The organism is Mesorhizobium sp. P5_C1, assembly GCF_054049815.1.
This window is the reverse complement of the sequence record NZ_JBFULQ010000089.1, coordinates 1-16,291: the sequence shown is the minus strand read 5'-3', so window position 1 is coordinate 16,291 and position 16,291 is coordinate 1. Positions and strand designations below refer to the sequence as shown.

Sequence of the window (16,291 nt, the reverse complement as noted above, 5' to 3'; positions counted from 1 at the left end):
GCGTTGCCAGCGCATCGCGCATCGGCCACAGCACCCCCTTCAGCACATTGGCATCGCGCCGCAATTCATGCAGCTGCCGCATCTGATGCTTGTGCGTCGTGTGCAGCATTTCGTCCTCGATGCCGTCGACCATGTCGCCTGCGGCCTCGATCGGCGGGAAATAGCTGTCGACGACAGCGTCGATCAGCGCGTAGGCGAGGTAGTCGGCGCCGCGCGCGCGCAACCGGTTGGGCGCCGAGCTCTCGATGCGCTTGCGCACCGGATTGAACGGATCGCCTTCACGCTCCTGGAAGGTGACGACGAAGTTGTTGCCGAAGAAGACGGCGATCTGCTCGTAGCGGTGCGACGTGACATCATCAATCATCCTGACGACGACGAAGGCATGATCCTCGAAGAAGTCGACCTTCGGCCGCTGGCCGGTGTTGACGACGTCCTCCAACGCCAGCGGATGCAGGCTGAAAATGCGGCCGATCTCCTCAATCAGCGGAATGTTGGCGAGGCCGGTGCAGTCGAGCCAGATGACCGGCCATTTGTCGCAATGGGTGTTCAGGTCGTCGATGCTGGCATTTTCGATGGTCTTGAATTTCTGCGGCGAGATGAGGGTCAGCCGCAGTTCCGAGCGCCGCGCCGCCGGATCGGCGATCAGCGTGCCAGGCGACGCCCCGACCGGCGGCCGCCGCGTCTTCACCGGCGCCCGCTTTTTCACCGCCTCGGCCTTTTCCATATGCCCCTCGAGCGTAAAGTCGACCTGAAGTTAGAACCTCGTTTTGTCGCAATTCCGGACGGAAAACCGCTCTCGCTTTTCCTGGAATAACCTTGGCCGTCAGCCGGCAAAGACCCGCTTGGGCTTGAACATGCCTTGCTCGATGGCACCGATGGCGACCAGCTTGCCGCGCGCCGTCGCGCAGGCTTCTTCGGCTTCCACCGGTGCGTCGCGGCCGCGGATGATGACCGGATTGCCGAGGCGGATTTTCGTCGCCGCGTCGTCGCTGATGGCGACCTGCGGCAGGCAGTCAAGGGCAGCGGATGTATCCACCAGAAGGGCGTCGATGGCGTCGAAGTCGATCGGCGCTGCCACCTCGTCAGCGGCTTCAACCGTGTCAGCGGCATCTGTCGCGTCCGGGTCGTCTTCACCCGGCACGCCGAAACGGGCGGCCTCCAGTTCTGCGATGGTGACGAAGTCCTCCGGCGTGAACGGCTCGACCTCGACCCGGCGCAGTTCGGAAATATGGCCGAAACAGCCGAGATCGCGGCCCATATCGCGGGCCAGCGAGCGCACATAGGTGCCCTTGCCGCATTCGACTTCGAAAACAGTATGGTCGGCATCGTGCTCGACAATATCGAGCCGGCCGATCTCGACCTCTCGTGCGGGTATGTCGACCGTCGCGCCGTCACGGGCCAGATCATAGGCGCGCTCGCCTGATATCTTGATGGCCGAGAATTGCGGCGGCGTCTGCATGATGACGCCGGTGTATTTCGGCAGCAGCGCAAGCACCTCGGCTTCCGCCGGACGCAGGTCCGAGTTCTTCGTCACCGGACCCTCGAGATCATCGGTCGAACGCTCCTGCCCCCAGGCAACGGTGAAGCGATAGATCTTGGCGCCGTCCTGCACGTAAGGCACGGTCTTGGTGGCTTCGCCAAGCGCGATCGGCAGCATGCCGGACGCTAGCGGATCGAGCGTGCCGGCGTGGCCGGCCTTTTCCGCCTGGAACAGCCATTTGATCTTGGAGACGGCTTCGGTCGAACCCATGCCGACCGGCTTGTCCAGGACCAGCCAGCCCGAGATCGGCCGGCCCTTCTTCTTGCCGCGACGCGCCACTATTCGGTGTCCTTGTTGTCGTCTTTGTCCTGGCCTTCGGAACCCAGATCGCGCGCCACTTCGGGCGACTTCAAGAGATCGTTGATCCTGGCGAAATTGTCGAAGGAGGTGTCGAGCTTGAAACGGAACTCCGGCATAAACTTCATCTGCCGCAGCGCGCCGGAGACACGGCCACGCACGAACTTCGCATGCTTGTTCAGCGCCTCCACCACCGCATCGGTATCCTTGGCGCCGAGCGGCGAGACGAAAGCGGTAGCGACCTTCAGGTCGGGCGACATGCGCACTTCCGAAACCGAAACCACGGTGTTCTCGATCAGCGGATCGATGATCTCGCCGCGCTGCAAGGTTTCGGACAAGGCATGGCGCACTTGTTCGGCGACGCGCAGCATGCGCTGGGATGGGCTGGATGTGGTTGGACGGGGCATTTTTCTCGATCCTGAAAGCGTGAGGCGCGGGATGGAACCGTGCCGCATGTCTCATATGGTCATTCTCAATAGGACCTGCTCAATAGACTTGGGGGCGGCGGTCTTTCGACCACCGCCCGGTATCGACAAGTCACTCGAACTCAGAGCGTACGGGTCACCATCTCGACGCGGAAGCACTCGATGATGTCGCCGACGCGCATGTCCTCGTAGTTCTGGAAGGCCATGCCGCACTCCTGGCCGCCGGGAACTTCCGCAACCTCGTCCTTGAAGCGCTTCAGGGTCTTCAGCGTGCCTTCGTGGATGACGACGTTGTCGCGGATCAGACGCACGCCCGCACCACGCTCGACCTTGCCTTCGGTGACACGGCAGCCGGCGATCTTGCCGACCTTGGTGATGTCGAAGATTTCGAGGATCTGCGCATTGCCGATGAAGGTCTCGCGACGCTCCGGCGACAGCAGACCCGACAGAGCCGCCTTCACGTCATCCACAAGGTTGTAGATGATCGAGTAATAGCGGATTTCGATGCCCGCGGCAGCGGCGGCAGCACGTGCCTGGACGTTGGCACGAACGTTGAAGCCGATGATCGCCGCACCCGAAGTCTCCGCCAGCGACACGTCGCTTTCGGTGATGGCACCGGCGCCGGCATGGACGATGCGCGCACGCACTTCGTCGGTGCCGAGCTTGTCGAGCGCCGCGTTGATCGCTTCGATCGAGCCCTGCACGTCGCCCTTGATGACCAACGGGAATTCCTTCAGCCCGCTCGTCTGCAACTGCGACATCATCTGCTCGAGCGAGCCGCGCTGACCGGCATGCTTGGCAACCGCCTTCTCGCGCGCCAGACGCTGGCGATATTCGGTGATCTCGCGGGCACGGGCTTCGTTGTTGACCACGGCGAAGCGGTCGCCGGCCTGCGGGGTTCCCTGCAGGCCAAGCACTTCGACGGGCATCGCCGGCGGTGCTTCCTTGATCTGCCCGCCACGATCGTTGACCAGCGCGCGCACCCGGCCCCATTCGTTGCCGGCGACAAGGATGTCGCCCGGCATCAGCGTGCCGGTCTGCACCAGCACGGTGGCGACGGGGCCACGGCCCTTGTCGAGTTGGGCCTCGATGACAACACCCTCGGCGGTACGGTCCGGATTGGCCTTGAGGTCGAGGATTTCGGCCTGCAGCAGGATCGCCTCGAGCAGCTTGTCGAGATTGGTGCCCTTGGTCGCCGACACTTCGACGTCCAGCACTTCACCGCCCATGGATTCGACGAAGACCTCATGGCGCAGCAGTTCGGAGCGCACCTTCTGCGGATCGGCATCATGCTTGTCGATCTTGTTGATCGCCACGATGATCGGAACGCCGGCCGCCTTGGCGTGGCTGATCGATTCGATCGTCTGCGGCATGACGCTGTCGTCGGCCGCAACCACCAGGATGGCGATGTCGGTCGCCTGGGCGCCACGAGCACGCATCGCCGTGAAGGCGGCGTGGCCGGGCGTGTCGATGAACGTGATCTTGTGACCGTTCTTCTCGACCTGGTAGGCGCCGATATGCTGGGTGATGCCACCGGCTTCGCCGGAGACGACATTGGCATTGCGGATGGCGTCGAGCAGCGAGGTCTTGCCGTGATCGACGTGGCCCATGATCGTCACGACGGGCGGACGCGTCACCAGGTCCTCGACATTGTCGGCGATGTTGAACAGGCCTTCCTCGATGTCGGACTCGGCGACGCGGCGGACGGTGTGGCCGAATTCGGTGGCAACCAGCTCCGCCGTATCGGCGTCGATGACGTCGCCCGGCTTCAGGATCTGGCCCTGCTTCATGAAGAACTTGACCAGATCGACCGCACGCTCGGACATGCGTTGCGCAAGTTCCTGGATGGTGATGGTCTCTGGCAAGATCACTTCGCGCATAACTTTCTCGCGCGGCTCATTGTGCATCGCGCGCTTGAATTTTTCCTGGCGGCGGCGCATCGACGACAGCGAACGGGCCCGCGCGTCCTCATCGGACAATGCGGAATTCAGCGTCAGCTTGCCACGACGGCGATCTTCCTCGGCCTTGGTCGGCTTGGCCGGACGCGCCACTTCAGGCGTGACCGGACGGCGCACCGGCGCGCCAGCGCCAATCCGCTTCGGCTTGACCTCTTCCTCGTCGTCGACCGTTGCCAGTTCCGCGGCCAGCGGCGCGCGGCGACGTGCCTCTTCCTCGGCGCGACGGCGGGACTCTGCCTCAGTCTGCAACCGCGCCTCTTCCTCAGCCTGGCGGCGCGCGGATTCTTCGCGTTCGCGCTTGCGGCGCTCTTCGTCCTCGGCGCGGCGCTTGGCGTCCTCGGCAGCGCGCTGTCGGTCCTCGACCTCGCGTACCTTCGAGCCTTCGAGCGCCCTGCGGCGCGCTTCCATTTCACTGCGCGACAGTTCGTTCAGCACCATGCCGCTGCGCTCGACCGGAGGCGGCGGTGGCGCCTTCGGCGCTTCCTGTACGACGGGTGCGGCCACAACCGCCGGCTTCGGTATGAAGACGGGGGCGGCAACCGGCTCCGGCTTGTCGCCGGGCATCGAGAACTTGCGCTTCTTGGTTTCGACGACGACCTGCTTGGTGCGGCCGTGCGAGAAGTTCTGGCGCACAGTGCCCTGTTCCATACCGGGGCGCTTTAGCGTCAAGGTCTTCTTCGGCGTCACACTCAGCGTATTGTCGTCACCCGATTTCGTATCGCTCATTCCATATCCTCTGCGGCATCATCTTCGTCAGCAACAGCCGCAAGCATTGCCAGATCGTCCGGGGAACCGCCCCGATACCGGTCGAGCGCAACCATGCGCTTCTGGACCGCCCTGCCCGCGTCTCCCGCGAGAACGGCAGCATGTATCACATTTGTACCCCCCAATGCCAAGCTCAACTCGGCCTCGGAGAAAAGTTTGTAGGCAAGGATAGCGGGCCCGCCGAGATGGACTGTCGCCCGTCGCGCCTGGCTGATCTTGCGCACGCCGTCGTCGGACGCCTCGGTCGCATGGAGCACGAAAAGCGCCAATCCGCCGCGCACCGCGCTCTCGACCTTGGTGGCTCCAAGAGAAATCGCGCCTGCCTTGCGAGCAAGCCCAAGCATGCCCAGAGCGGATTTGGAAAGCAGCCCGTCGACCATGCCGCCAAGATCGGGCGGCACGACCACCTGTGCCTTGAAGGCGCGGGCAAAAAGGTTCTTTGCCGCCGCCTTGTCGATATGTAGGCGGTCGGCGGTCACCCAGCAACCACGGCCGGGCAGATTTCTCTTGATGTCGGGAACGACGGCCGAATCCGGGCCGACGACGAACCGGATCAATTCATCCGGTTCGGCCTGCCTGCGGGTGACGATGCAGGTGCGATCGTTCATCTCGTCCAAGGGCGGGTTCGGTGCGATGCGGTTTCACCTCACGCACCAACGGCTTCGTCAGCCGTTTCTTCTTCGGCTGCAAGCTCGTCTTCGGTGATCCAACCAGCCTTCAGGCGGGCGGCCAGAACCATCTGTTCGGCATCGGCGCGTGTCACGCCATGACTGGCCAGCACGCCCGGATACACTTTCGTCTCGCCGTCCTTGCGTTCCTTCCAGCCGGTCAGGTCGTCGGCGGCATAGCCGGCGAAATCCTCGATCGTCTTCACGCCGTCCTCGCCAAGCGTCACCATCATGGCGGTGGTGACGCCGGGGATTTCGCGCAATTCGTCGGAGACGCCGAGCGCCTTGCGCTTGTCGTCGTGCTCGGCTTCGATCTTCTCCAGATACTCGCGGGCGCGGGTCTGGATTTCCGAAGCGGTGTCTTCGTCGAAGCCATCGATCGAGGCGATTTCGCCGGAATCGACATAGGCGACTTCCTCGACGCTGGTGAAGCCTTCGGAGGCCAGCACCTGGCCGACCATCTCGTCGACGTCGAGGGCTTCCATGAACAGCGACGAACGCTCGACGAATTCCTTCTGGCGACGCTCGGATTCTTCGGCCTCGGTCAGGATGTCGATGTCCCAGCCGGTCAACTGCGAAGCGAGCCGCACGTTCTGGCCGCGGCGGCCGATGGCCAGCGACAGCTGGTCGTCGGGAACCACGACTTCGATGCGTTCGGCATCCTCGTCGAGCACGACCTTGGCGACTTCCGCCGGCTGCAGCGCGTTGACGATGAAGGACGCGGCCGAAGGCGACCACGGAATGATGTCGATCTTCTCGCCCTGCAATTCGCCAACGACGGCCTGGACGCGGCTGCCGCGCATGCCGACGCAGGCGCCGACCGGATCGATCGAAGAATCACGCGAGATGACGGCGATCTTGGCGCGAGAACCGGGGTCGCGGGCGACCGACTTGATTTCGATGATGCCGTCATAGATTTCCGGCACTTCCATGGTGAAGAGCTTGGCCATGAACTGCGGATGGGTGCGCGACAGGAATATCTGCGGGCCGCGCTGCTCGCGGCGCACGTCGTAGACATAGGCGCGGACGCGGTCGCCATATTTGTAGTTTTCGCGCGGGATCAGTTCGTCGCGACGGATGATCGCCTCGCCACGGCCGAGATCGACGATGACGTTGCCATATTCGACACGCTTGACGGTGCCGTTGACGATTTCGCCGATGCGGTCCTTGTATTCATCATACTGGCGGTCGCGTTCGGCCTCACGCACCTTCTGCACGATGACCTGCTTGGCCGACTGGGCGGCAATGCGGCCGAAATCCATCGGCGGCAGCTGTTCGGCGATGAAGTCGCCGAGCTGGGCGTCGGGGTTGCGCTCGCGCGCCGAGGAAATGGCGATCTGGGTGGCGTAGTCGTCGACCTTCTCGACCACTTCCATCAGCCGCTGCAGCTTCATCTCGCCGGTGTTCGGGTTGATGTCGGCGCGGATGTTGGTCTCCTGGCCGTAACGCGAACGCGCCGCCTTCTGGATCGCATCGGCCATGGCGGCGATGACGATTGACTTGTCGATCGACTTTTCGCGCGCGACCGCATCGGCGATCTGCAGCAGTTCAAGCCTGTTGGCGCTTACAACCATCGTTTTTCTCCCGAGCCTGTTCGCCGGACCTTTGCGCCCGGCAGCTCAATCATAGTTCCTGTTCGGTTTCGTTTTCCGCGCCGGCATCCGCACCCTCGGGCGCATCATCGTCCGGTTCGCCGCGGCGTTTCTTGGCTTCCTTGCGCGCCCTGTTGTCTTTCGACAGGGCATCGCGAATGAGATCGTCGGTCAGGATCAGGCGCGTTTCGGAAATCGCGTCATAGGGGACCCGCACCGTCGGCTCCTCGCCATAGGCGGCCTTTTCGCGCTCGATCAGCACATCGTTGTCACCGGCCTCGACGATCTTGCCCTTGAACCGCTTGCGGTCGGCGACGATGATCGACGTCTCCATCTTGACCAGATGGCCGGTCCAGGTCGCGAAATCCGATTTGCGGACCAGCGGCCGGTCGATGCCGGGCGAAGAGACTTCGAGGTGATAGGCCTTTTCGATCGGATCATCGACGTCGAGGGCCGGCGACACCGCGCGGCTGACCTCTTCGCAGTCCTCGACGGTCATGGTGCCGTCCTCGCGCTCGGCCATGATCTGCAGCGTCAGCCCGTTCTGGCCCGACAGATGCACCCGCACGAGGCGGAAGCCGATGCCGCGCAGAACCGGCTGGACGATCAGCGCGATGCGCGCATCGATGCCGCTTTCGCGGATGATGCGGTCGTCGCCTTCGCTTGCCGTTGCAGTCATTCGATCCCTGTCGTTCTACCCGAAGCTACCGGCAGGTAATAAAAAAGAGCGGGACCGGGTGGACCCACTCTTCGTCATACCGACCAAGAATTTGAGGCTGATATAACCGATCATGGCCGCTGTTTCAAGCCCGCCGTATCGGCACGGACAAAAGCCGTGGCAACGACAGTGTTGCGCCAGACGCATGGCCTCCATGCGGCAGTACCCCTGTGAGCCTCAACGCTGCATCACCATCTATGTTGCATCGCACAAAGATGACGACACGTCACAGCAGCGAAAGGATACGACCATGACCAACCGCAAGATTCTATCCGCCATAGGCCATCTCTTCACGACATTTGGCAGTGCAGTCGCTGCGTCGCGTTCCGTGGAAGTCGGCCGCAGGCCACGCGCGGACGACCTGCGCAAGCTCGGCATGGATCCGGCTGTCTTCAACAGGATCGGCCGTTTCTAAGGGTTTGGCGGGCTGACGACGCACGCGCTTGCCGCCGGCGAACCCCGGAGGCCGCGTGCGATCGGCCTGCTTACCTCCTGATGAAGGTAAGATAGGCGGGCCGCCGGCCCTCACGAACAGCCTTCGCCTCGTAACGGGTACCCGGCCAGCCATCGTAGGGCCGATGCCAATCCGCCGCCTCCGAAGCCTGCCACGCGAATGCACCATGCGCCCGACAGTGCAGCAAGGTCCAGTTCACATAGGTGTCGATATCGGAGGCAAAGCGGAATTTTGAACCCGGCTTCAGCACGCGCGCGAAACGGTCGAGATTGATCGGGCTGACGAAACGGCGCTTCCAGTGCTTCTTCTTCGGCCACGGATCCGGATAGAGAAGGTCGATGCCGGCGAGCGAGGCTTGCGGCAGCCAGTCGAGCAGCCGGGTGGCGTCGTCGTCATAGACCTTGAGATTGGCAAGCGGCTTTTCCCTCACCGCCATCATCATCTTGGCCATGCCGTTGACGAAGGGCTCGACGCCGATAAAGCCAATCGATGGCGCCTCGGTGGCGCGATGCAAGAGATGTTCGCCGCCGCCGAAGCCGATTTCGAGACGAACCGCCGAAACATCCGCTTCAAACAGGGTGCTGAGATCTGCCGGAGGTTCACCCGTCAGATCGAGCCGATACGTGCCAAAGCCGCTTTCCAGTGCGGCCGCCTGCTGCGGACGCATGGTCTTGCCGCGCCGGCGACCGAAGAAGGCTTCGGTCGCGCGGCTTGGTCTGTCCTTCGGGTCCATGGCAGGACTTTGCGGCGCCGCTGTCAGGCGGCGACCGCGTCCTTGAGCGCCTTGGCGAGATCGGTCTTTTCCCAGGAGAAGGACCCATCGCGGCCGGCTTTGCGGCCAAAATGGCCGTAGGACGACGTCTTGGCGTAGATCGGCTTGTTGAGATCGAGATGGCGGCGGATGCCTGACGGCGACAGATCCATCACCGTGCGCAGCGCCTCTTCAAGCTTGGCCTCGTCGACCTTGCCGGTGCCGTGCAGGTCGACATAGACCGACAGCGGCTGGGCGACGCCGATGGCGTAGGAAAGCTGAATGGTGCAGCGGTCGGCGAGTTTCGCCGCCACGACGTTCTTGGCGAGGTAGCGCGCCGCATAGGCAGCGGAACGATCGACCTTGGTGGTGTCCTTGCCCGAGAAAGCGCCGCCGCCATGCGGTGCGGCACCGCCATAGGTGTCGACGATGATCTTGCGGCCAGTCAGCCCGGCGTCGCCATCCGGCCCGCCAATGACGAACTTGCCGGTCGGGTTGATGTACCACATGCAGTTGTCGGCGATCTTGAGCTCGCCCAGCGCCTCGCGGATATAGGGTTCGACGACCTTGCGGACCTTCTTCGAATCCCAGCTCGCATCGAGGTGCTGTGTCGACAGCACGATCTGCGTCGCCTCGGCGGCCTTGCCGTCGACATAGCGGACAGTGACCTGGCTCTTGGCGTCCGGACCGAGCCTGCCGGCTTCACCGCTGCCTTCGTGGCGGGCGGCGGCTAGCAGTTCGAGGATCTTGTGGCTGTAGTAGATCGGCGCCGGCATCAGATCCGGCGTCTCGCGGCAGGCATAGCCGAACATGATGCCCTGATCGCCGGCACCTTCCTCGCCCTGGCGGTCGGACGCATTGTCGACACCCTGGCCGATATCGGGCGACTGACCGTGCAGCAGGACCTCGATTTTCGCGTTCTTCCAGTGGAAGCCGGCCTGCTCATAGCCGATTTCACGGATCGCCTTGCGGGCTACCGACTTGAACTTCGCCGGATTGACCACCGGGTGGCCGGCGGCATCCTTGAGGATGTTGCCTTCCTTGTCCTTCTTCAGCAGCGTCTCGGGGACGCGCACCTCACCGGCGATGACGACGCGGTTGGTGGTGGCCAGCGTCTCGCAGGCGACACGGACTTTCCATGGGTCCATGCCGGTCTTCTTGGCTTCGCGATAGACCAGATCGACGATCTCGTCGGAGATCCGGTCGCAGACTTTGTCGGGATGGCCCTCGGCAACGGATTCCGAGGTAAAGAAGTAATTCTGCCGCGTCACGGGTGTCCCCTCTTGAAAAAACGATCGGCAGGCTGCCGATTTTGGCGCGCCACGTGTTAGCGGGGTGGAGCGCCGCTCGTCAAGCGGTGCTGCCGTTCTGGCATGAATGTCGATGCAGTTATCTTGTGCCACCGGCGGCAGGTTGCCGCCGGTCCAAACGGGATTGCGGATCAGTCGAGATCGTCCGTGGAGAGCGATTTGACCAAGTCAATGATCCTGCGGCGCACCTTGGCATCGGCAATCTTGACGAAGGCGCGGTTAAGCTGAAGGCCTTCAGGACTGCCGCAGAATTCGACGGCGAAAGCCATCGACGTGTCTTCGGCAAAGCCACGGCCGTGCGCGGCCTCCTGGCCGGGCGCATCCTCGAAAAAGAAGGCGACTGGCACACCGAGAATCGACGCTATCGCCTGCAGGCGGCTGGCGCCGACGCGGTTGGTGCCCTTTTCATATTTCTGAATCTGTTGAAATGTGATGCCGAGATTCTCGCCCAGTTTCTCCTGGCTCATTCCGAGCATATTGCGGCGAAGCCGGATGCGACTGCCAACATGGATGTCGATCGGATTCGGTTTCTTCTTGTTGTCTTCTGTCATTTTTTCCTCGCCGAATTTTTTCGGCTTTCTCTATTTTTTCTTTGCCCAAACGACGCCGGCGGCAACTGCCCCAACAGAACGATCCACCGACTTCGAGAAAATTTCAGGCGCTTACAGTATGAGTTTCTAATGTGTGGGCTGTCAATTCACCCGTAGCCTTTGCCTTACGTTCAACAATGCGGCGGCGATGGCAAACAGCAACATGATCAGCATTCCGTTAATGCGTCTCTGGCCGGCGGATATGAACGCCTGTCCGGAAATCGGCACGCGTGCATCGATGGCGCCGCGCGCATTGATCGCCAGCGCATCGACGACGCGCCCGCGCGTATCGACGACGGCCGAGATACCGTTGTTGGCAGCACGCAACAATGGCAATCCATTCTCCACCGCACGGATCTGGGCCTGCCTGAAATGCTGATACGGACCCGGCGTGTGACCGAACCACGCATCATTGGTAACGTTCACAATAAGCTGCGCTGACGTAGCGTCAACTGCCACCAGATCGGGAAAGATCACCTCATAACAGATAAATGGCAGCGCACGGATGCCGTCAGGCAAAGTGATGGCGTGCCGCTCGTTGCCCGCCGCAAATGTCATCGGCCCGGCAACCAGTTGCTCGATGCCGAAACGCTCAAGCAGATCGGCAAAAGGCAGGTATTCGCCGAACGGCACCAGATGAACCTTGTCGACGGCGTCGGCGATTTCACCCTTGTCGTCGATCGCCACCACGGAGTTGTAGTAGCGGCTGTCGGCATTCGCCGCCGAGCCGCCTTCCTCGCGGACGACGCCGGCGATCAGCATCTGGCCGGGACCGAGCATGTCGCCCAGCGCCGTCAATGCGTCCGGACGCTCGGTGAAGAGGAACGGCACCGAGGTCTCCGGCCACAGGATCAATTGCGGCTTTTCATGACCGGGGTCCGGCGCCTTGGCCGACAGGCCCATCAAAGTTGCGAAGATGCGGTCGCGCACCGAGGCATCCCACTTTTCCGACAGATCCACGGCCGGCTGGACGATGCGGACATCCAGGCTGTGCGTTGCCGGCTTTTCGGGAGTGGCAAGCCTGACATAGCCGAAACCGATATGGGCGGCGGCGAGGACGGCAAACAGTGCCGCGCCGAGGCGCAGATGCCGGCGCGCCACCAGCAGCGCCGGCAATGCGAAGACGAACACAGCGAGCGCGTTCATGCCGATCATGCCGGTCACCGAGACGCTCTGCATCAGCAAGGGCACGGGCATGGCCGCATAGCCGATCGCATTCCACGGAAAACCGGTGAACAGGAAGTCGCGCAGCCACTCCGCCAGCCCAAAACCAAAAGCAAGGGCGGCAATGCGGCCGATATCGCTGCTCCACAGCAGTCGGGCAACCATTGCCGCAAAGCCGTAGAAAAAGGCGAGTGCGAAGGGAATGCCGACCACCGCGAAGGGAAGCGCCCAGGCAAAGCTGTCAGCCTCGACCAGCAGTGCCGAGCCAATCCACCAGAGGCCGGCTAGGAAATAGCCGAAGCCGAACCACCAGCCGACGGCGAAGGCAGGCCGCAGGCGACGAAACAGGCTGCCGGAGGCTTCGCCGGTGGCGCCATCGATCAGCCAGACCAGCAAGGGAAACGAGATGAAACAGGCAGCGAAGAAATCGTAAGGGGCCTGTCCAAGCACGGCAAACGCCCCGGCGAGAAACGCCACCAGCGCGCGCCGCCAACCCCAAAGCAGAATTATCCGGCCGGCCAGGCGCTCCATGCAAACTTCCGAGTCGCGCGAATCAGGAAGCAAGATTTAACAGGCTGCGGTCCGCGCTCCAAACGCCGGATGGCTGGCTGCGATGCAAGCTCCGCCTACCGGTGCCAGCCGTCGATGCGCACGCCGCCCAGCCGTTCGGCCTCTTCACGCGAAACAGCTCGAATGGTCTGGGTGAAGGTCCAGACATGGCCTTCGGGATCACGTGCCCGATACTGCCGTTCGCCGTAGAACTGGTCGGCAGGCTCCTGGATGATCTCGGCGCCGTTTGCCCTGGCGTGCTCACAATGGGCGTCTAGGCCGTCCTTCAGCCGCACATAGACTGATTGGGTATTCTTGCCGGAGACGGAACAGGGGCTGGCGACGTAATCGGTCCATTGGGAATCGACGATGATGTAGCCGTCGCCGAACCGCATCTCGGAGTGGACGAGCCTTCCATCGGCGTCGCTGACCACCATGCTGCGCTCGAAGCCGAAGGCCGTTTCCAGCCAGTCCAGAGCGGCGCGAGGGTCCCTGTAGAACACCCCGGACCCCAAGGTGGAATGCTTGAAGGGGTCCTCGACCGTCATCCGCGAGCGCTTATGTCCTTGTTTTGTCGCATGATGTTCGTCCGAAAAGTCTGCAACTTTTCGGCATCGTGCTTTGGTGCTGTCGCATGATGTTTATCCGAAAAAGTCTGCAACTTTTCGGCATCATGCTTAAGCCTGCTCGGTGCGTGCGGCGCGCCGGCGGCGCTCGCCCTTCTGGCTCTGCACGATGCGCACGCGCTTGACGCGGCGCGGATCGGCATCAAGGACGTGGAATTCGAAGCCGGGGATGGCCTGCACCACCTCGCCGCGCGCCGGCACGCGGCCAAGCGTGTTGAAGATCATGCCGCCGATGGTGTCGACATATTCGCCATGTTCGCCGGCGGCGAAATCCTCGCCGATCATTTTGGCGACGTCGTCGATCTCGGCCTTGCCGTCGACGATGAAGACGCCGTCGCCGCTCTGGGTGATCATCGGCTCATCGTCGTCATGCTCGTCCTCGATGTCGCCGACCACCATCTCGACGATGTCTTCCAGAGAGGCAAGGCCATCGGTGCCGCCATACTCGTCGATGACCAGCGCCATCTGCGTGCGTGTCGTCTGCATGCGGCCCATCAGGTCGGAGGCAAGCATCGACGGCGGCACGAACAACACCTGGCGGATCAGGTTGAGGTCGCCAATGGTGCGGGCTAGGTCGACCTGCGTGAGGTCGAGAACCGTAGCGGCAGGAGTTTTCCGTGTCGAGCGGCCCTTCTTGACGCGCGCGATCTTGGTGATGTGGGCCAGCACGTCGCGAATGTGCACCATGCCGCGCGGATCATCGAGCGTCTCGGAATAGACCGGCATGCGCGAATGGCCGGACTGCTCGAAGGTGCCCAGCAGATCGCCGAGCGTCGTCGTGATCTCGACCGCCTCGATGTCGGCGCGCGGCACCATGACGTCCTCGACGCGCACCTCGCGCAAACGCAGGATGTTGTTGAGCATGGCGCGTTCGCCGGGCGAGAAGGCGCCGGCGTCGCTCGCCGTTTCGGCAAGCGCCCCGGCGATTTCCTCACGCAGGCTGGTTCCGTTGCGCTGCCGGAACAGGCCCAGCACACGGTCGAACAGGGAGGGGCCGGCTGGCGATGTTTCGCTGGCAACGCTGCCGGTAACGGTACTCGGACTTGATCCCTCTTCCGACGTATCGGAAGCCTTGTTCGCACTGCCGGCGTCGGGGCGGGCGGCAGTCTCTGGTTTGTCGTTCATCGTCGTCCGGTCAATTGGTCAGACGTAGTTACGCGTAGGGATCGGGAATGGCAAGCCTTGCGAGCGCTGCGCGCTCGATGGCCTCCATCGCCTCGGCCTCGGCGTCGGTCTCGTGGTCATAGCCCAAAAGGTGCAGCAGGCCATGGACCACGAGATGAGTGATATGGTTCTCGACAGGCTTGTCTTCCAGTGCCGCTTCACGCGCGACCGTCTCGGCGGCGAGCACGATGTCACCTAGCATTGGCGGCAATGGAGCGCCTTGCACGAGCGGAAAAGCTGGGAAAGACAAGACGTTGGTCGGTTTGTCCTTGCCGCGCCAGCCGGCGTTGAGGGTCCGGATATGGGCGTCGTCGGAAAAAACGAGGCTGAGTTCGGAACGGCCCGACACGCCGGTTTCGGCAAAAGCAGCCGCGGCAGCGCGATCGACCAGCCGTGTCAGGCTTGCCTCATCGGGCCAATTGCCCGCCTCGACTGATATATCAATTTCGACGGGGACCGGACGCGCCCCGTCGCCGGATATGTTGTCCTCAGGCATGAGGCCGCATCGTCACATCAATTCTCGGCGCCGAGGCCGCGCGCCAGTTTGGCATCCCGGTCATACGCCCTGACGATTTCCGCCACCAGCGGATGACGGACGACGTCGCCATCGTTGAAGCGCACGGTTACCGCGCCGGCCACGCCATCCAGCACGCGCAAGGCTTCGACCAGGCCCGATTTCGTGTTCGAGGGCAGGTCGATCTGCGTCGGATCGCCGGTGACGATCATGCGCGAGTTCTCGCCGAGACGGGTCAGGAACATCTTCATCTGCATCGGCGTGGTGTTCTGCGCTTCGTCGAGGATGACGGCGGCATGCGCCAGCGTGCGGCCGCGCATGAAGGCGAGCGGCGCGATCTCGATCACTTCCGCGGCAATGGCGCGCTCGACTTTGTCGGCGGGCATCATGTCGTAAAGCGCATCATAGAGAGGGCGCAGATAGGGATCGACCTTCTCCTTCATGTCGCCCGGCAGGAAGCCCAGCCGTTCGCCGGCCTCCACGGCCGGCCGCGACAGGATGATGCGTTCGACCATGCCGCGCTCAAGCAGCATCGCGGCATGCGCCACTGCCAGATAGGTCTTGCCGGTCCCGGCCGGGCCGATGCCGAACACCAGTTCCGACCGCTCCAGCGCGCGCATATAGGCGTCCTGGTTGAGCGAGCGGGCATAGATCGTCTTCTTGCGGGTGGCGATCTGGGCGGCGGAGACCTTCCCCTTGCGTTCCAACGTCGGCAAGGTCAGCTGATCGTCGGCGGCAATCGCCATGCGCACGGCGCCGTCGACGTCGGACTGGCCGATGTCGACGCCCTTCTGGAGAATGCCGTAGAGATTGTCCAAAGCCCGGCGGGCCTGCTCGGCGGCCGACGCCGAGCCCTTGATCGTCAGCTGGTTGCCGCGCGAGCGGATGTCGACGCCGAGCTTCTGCTCGAGCCTGGCCAGGTTCTCGTCGAACTGACCGTAAAGGGCGCTGGCAAGCTTGTTGTTGTCGAAAGTCAGAACGATGTGCGCCATGTCAGAAGCCCCAGACGCCGGTGCCGGGGGCAGGCTCTTCACTTCTGCAGCGCTCAACCGTCTCTCCTCATCTGCCGAGACCCTCAGGCCAATTCGGCGAACAGGCTGTTGTAGCCCGTCTTCGTGATTCGCACCTGGATAATGTCACCGATTTCGCCGGCCTTTTCATCAACAATAACGGGCTGCAGCCAAGGTGAGCGGCCGACCTTCTGGC

The 16,291-nt window shown here is 63.0% G+C and carries 17 protein-coding genes; 1 reads left to right on the top strand and 16 read right to left on the bottom strand.

Annotation, left to right across the window (positions count from 1 at the left end; translation table 11 throughout):
- From ACXJ7R_RS10260 to rimP, 7 genes are all read right to left on the bottom strand, one after another.
- Positions 1–724: CorA family divalent cation transporter (locus tag ACXJ7R_RS10260; protein WP_457151729.1), on the bottom strand; the 724-nt coding region annotated here is incomplete at its 3' end.
- 99 nt (positions 725–823) lie between these two features.
- Positions 824–1,819: a tRNA pseudouridine(55) synthase TruB gene (truB, locus tag ACXJ7R_RS10255; protein ID WP_457151728.1), complete on the bottom strand. Its 996-nt coding sequence runs from the start codon at positions 1,817–1,819 to the stop codon at positions 824–826.
- Positions 1,819–2,244 (bottom strand): 30S ribosome-binding factor RbfA, encoded by a 426-nt coding sequence (gene rbfA / locus ACXJ7R_RS10250; RefSeq protein WP_095082415.1) that lies wholly within the window; start codon positions 2,242–2,244, stop codon positions 1,819–1,821. The genes truB and rbfA overlap by 1 nt, the downstream gene beginning before the upstream one ends.
- 140 nt (positions 2,245–2,384) lie before the next feature.
- Positions 2,385–4,946 carry a translation initiation factor IF-2 gene (infB, locus tag ACXJ7R_RS10245; protein WP_457151727.1) on the bottom strand — a complete coding sequence of 854 codons (2,562 nt, stop codon included), beginning with the start codon at positions 4,944–4,946 and terminating at the stop codon, positions 2,385–2,387.
- Positions 4,943–5,593, bottom strand: a complete 651-nt coding sequence (locus ACXJ7R_RS10240) for an RNA-binding protein (RefSeq protein ID WP_457151726.1) — start codon at positions 5,591–5,593, stop codon at positions 4,943–4,945. Before ACXJ7R_RS10240 ends, infB begins: the two co-directional genes overlap by 4 nt.
- 38 nt (positions 5,594–5,631) lie before the next feature.
- Positions 5,632–7,227, bottom strand: coding sequence for a transcription termination factor NusA (gene nusA / locus ACXJ7R_RS10235; RefSeq protein ID WP_095082421.1), 1,596 nt, complete (start codon positions 7,225–7,227; stop codon positions 5,632–5,634).
- Positions 7,228–7,276: 49 nt separating this feature from the next.
- On the bottom strand, positions 7,277–7,924 hold the full coding sequence (rimP, locus tag ACXJ7R_RS10230) for a ribosome maturation factor RimP (RefSeq protein ID WP_095082423.1): 648 nt from the start codon (positions 7,922–7,924) through the stop codon (positions 7,277–7,279).
- Between the two features lie 289 nt (positions 7,925–8,213).
- On the opposite strand from rimP, the gene ACXJ7R_RS10225 reads away from it, so the two are divergent.
- On the top strand, positions 8,214–8,378 hold the full coding sequence (locus tag ACXJ7R_RS10225; RefSeq protein WP_457151725.1) for a hypothetical protein: 165 nt from the start codon (positions 8,214–8,216) through the stop codon (positions 8,376–8,378).
- A gap of 70 nt (positions 8,379–8,448) precedes the next feature.
- On the opposite strand, the gene trmB is transcribed toward ACXJ7R_RS10225, so the two are convergent.
- The 9 genes from trmB to ACXJ7R_RS10180 form a co-directional block, all read right to left on the bottom strand.
- Positions 8,449–9,150, bottom strand: a complete 702-nt coding sequence (trmB, locus tag ACXJ7R_RS10220; RefSeq protein ID WP_457151724.1) for a tRNA (guanine(46)-N(7))-methyltransferase TrmB — start codon at positions 9,148–9,150, stop codon at positions 8,449–8,451.
- A 23-nt stretch (positions 9,151–9,173) separates the two neighbouring features.
- Positions 9,174–10,439 (bottom strand): methionine adenosyltransferase, encoded by a 1,266-nt coding sequence (gene metK, locus ACXJ7R_RS10215; protein ID WP_457151723.1) that lies wholly within the window; start codon positions 10,437–10,439, stop codon positions 9,174–9,176.
- A 170-nt stretch (positions 10,440–10,609) separates the two neighbouring features.
- Entirely contained in the window at positions 10,610–11,029 is a 420-nt protein-coding gene (locus ACXJ7R_RS10210; protein ID WP_457151722.1) for a helix-turn-helix domain-containing protein, read from the bottom strand.
- Positions 11,030–11,170: 141 nt separating this feature from the next.
- Positions 11,171–12,763 carry an apolipoprotein N-acyltransferase gene (gene lnt / locus ACXJ7R_RS10205; RefSeq protein WP_457151721.1) on the bottom strand — a complete coding sequence of 531 codons (1,593 nt, stop codon included), beginning with the start codon at positions 12,761–12,763 and terminating at the stop codon, positions 11,171–11,173.
- Positions 12,764–12,858: 95 nt separating this feature from the next.
- A complete protein-coding gene (locus tag ACXJ7R_RS10200) occupies positions 12,859–13,329 on the bottom strand; it encodes a VOC family protein (protein ID WP_457151720.1) in 471 nt (156 codons plus the stop codon).
- Between the two features lie 129 nt (positions 13,330–13,458).
- Positions 13,459–14,532, bottom strand: a complete 1,074-nt coding sequence (locus ACXJ7R_RS10195) for a hemolysin family protein (RefSeq protein WP_095082435.1) — start codon at positions 14,530–14,532, stop codon at positions 13,459–13,461.
- 28 nt (positions 14,533–14,560) lie between these two features.
- Positions 14,561–15,067, bottom strand: coding sequence for an rRNA maturation RNase YbeY (gene ybeY / locus ACXJ7R_RS10190; RefSeq protein ID WP_457151719.1), 507 nt, complete (start codon positions 15,065–15,067; stop codon positions 14,561–14,563).
- 17 nt (positions 15,068–15,084) lie between these two features.
- A complete protein-coding gene (locus tag ACXJ7R_RS10185) occupies positions 15,085–16,077 on the bottom strand; it encodes a PhoH family protein (protein ID WP_023758127.1) in 993 nt (330 codons plus the stop codon).
- A gap of 83 nt (positions 16,078–16,160) precedes the next feature.
- The coding region (locus ACXJ7R_RS10180; protein WP_457151730.1) for a TRAM domain-containing protein at positions 16,161–16,291 on the bottom strand (131 nt) is incomplete at its 5' end.

Coding starts and splice junctions, on each gene's coding strand:
- rbfA (WP_095082415.1), bottom strand. CDS start 2,244: ATGCCCCGTCCAACCACATCCAGCCCATCCCAGCGCATGCTGCGCGTC.
- infB (WP_457151727.1), bottom strand. CDS start 4,946: ATGAGCGATACGAAATCGGGTGACGACAATACGCTGAGTGTGACGCCG.
- ACXJ7R_RS10240 (WP_457151726.1), bottom strand. CDS start 5,593: ATGAACGATCGCACCTGCATCGTCACCCGCAGGCAGGCCGAACCGGAT.
- nusA (WP_095082421.1), bottom strand. CDS start 7,227: ATGGTTGTAAGCGCCAACAGGCTTGAACTGCTGCAGATCGCCGATGCG.
- rimP (WP_095082423.1), bottom strand. CDS start 7,924: ATGACTGCAACGGCAAGCGAAGGCGACGACCGCATCATCCGCGAAAGC.
- ACXJ7R_RS10225 (WP_457151725.1), top strand. CDS start 8,214: ATGACCAACCGCAAGATTCTATCCGCCATAGGCCATCTCTTCACGACA.
- trmB (WP_457151724.1), bottom strand. CDS start 9,150: ATGGACCCGAAGGACAGACCAAGCCGCGCGACCGAAGCCTTCTTCGGT.
- ACXJ7R_RS10210 (WP_457151722.1), bottom strand. CDS start 11,029: ATGACAGAAGACAACAAGAAGAAACCGAATCCGATCGACATCCATGTT.
- lnt (WP_457151721.1), bottom strand. CDS start 12,763: ATGGAGCGCCTGGCCGGCCGGATAATTCTGCTTTGGGGTTGGCGGCGC.
- ACXJ7R_RS10200 (WP_457151720.1), bottom strand. CDS start 13,329: ATGACGGTCGAGGACCCCTTCAAGCATTCCACCTTGGGGTCCGGGGTG.
- ACXJ7R_RS10195 (WP_095082435.1), bottom strand. CDS start 14,532: ATGAACGACAAACCAGAGACTGCCGCCCGCCCCGACGCCGGCAGTGCG.
- ybeY (WP_457151719.1), bottom strand. CDS start 15,067: ATGCCTGAGGACAACATATCCGGCGACGGGGCGCGTCCGGTCCCCGTC.
- ACXJ7R_RS10185 (WP_023758127.1), bottom strand. CDS start 16,077: ATGGCGCACATCGTTCTGACTTTCGACAACAACAAGCTTGCCAGCGCC.